The following is a 978-nucleotide window of genomic DNA, read 5'->3' on the forward strand; positions in this document are numbered from 1 at the left end:
GGTTGGTGCCGCCGACGCAGGATCCGCCGGCCTGAGCAAGCTTCGGGAACCCCCTCCCCTAACCCCCTCCCGCAAGGGGAGGGGGGACTAAGAAACGTTACTTTATGAAACTCCCGCCCTCGTCTCCGCCGCCACCGCCCCTACCTCGTCCCCCGCCAGCCGCAACGCGCGGGCAGTCAGGCGCCAGTTGAAGGGGCTCCCGGGCTTGGCCGCGACGCGCTCCGCCGCCAGGGTCCGTGCCACATCCGTCTGGCCGCCGCGCAAAGCCGCCTCGACCAGGGTGAGGTTCAGCACGTCGCGCTGGGCGTGGCTGCCGCCGAAGCGGTGCGCCACCGCCCGCACCGGCACCAGGAGCTCCACCACCGTCGCATAGTCGCCGGCGCCGAAGGCGCGCAGCGCCCGGCACACCGGCAGCCCGACCTCCGCCGTCATCGCCGCGTTGGTGCCGCCCGAAGCGGCCCGCCGGGCCTGCGCCGCCAGCAGCCGACCGGCATCCGCATCCCGGCCGGTGGCGACGAAGGCCATCATCGCGTGCATGTCGTTGAACGCGTAGTAGCCGTCCTCCGCCATCGGCGCCCAGGTCTCGGCCAGCTCGGCCCAGCGCCCGCCTCCATCCACCCCGCGCAGATGCAGCCGCCACAGAAGGGCGGTGGCATCCAGCGTCTCCAGCGCCAGCGGCGACGGAACCGGCCGGATCGCCTCATCATAGAGCCGCAGCACCGTCGCGGTGTCGCCGAGGTCGAGATGGTAGAGGGCGAAGTGCCACCAGTTGTGGAAGGCGAACATGTTGTCCGGCGCCCAGTCGCCGCTGCGGCCGGCCAGCCAGTCGATGCCCTCCGGCAGCCGTCCCTCCATCTCCAGCACATGGGCGACGGCATGGATCGCCCAGGGGTCGCGCGGCTGCAGCGCCACGGCGCGGCGGCCGGTCGCCTCGGCGGCGCGGTAGTCGCCGGTCTCCTCCAGCCCGAAGGCGTGCAT

At 72.9% G+C, this 978-nt stretch carries 1 protein-coding gene; it reads right to left on the reverse strand.

All coding sequences use genetic code 11. The features are described from left to right. Positions 1-102: 102 nt before the first annotated feature. On the reverse strand, positions 103-978 hold an 876-nt coding region (locus P409_RS39790), incomplete at its 5' end, for a tetratricopeptide repeat protein (protein ID WP_034849726.1).

The organism is Inquilinus limosus MP06, assembly GCF_000767795.1.
GTDB lineage: Bacteria > Pseudomonadota > Alphaproteobacteria > DSM-16000 > Inquilinaceae > Inquilinus > Inquilinus limosus_E.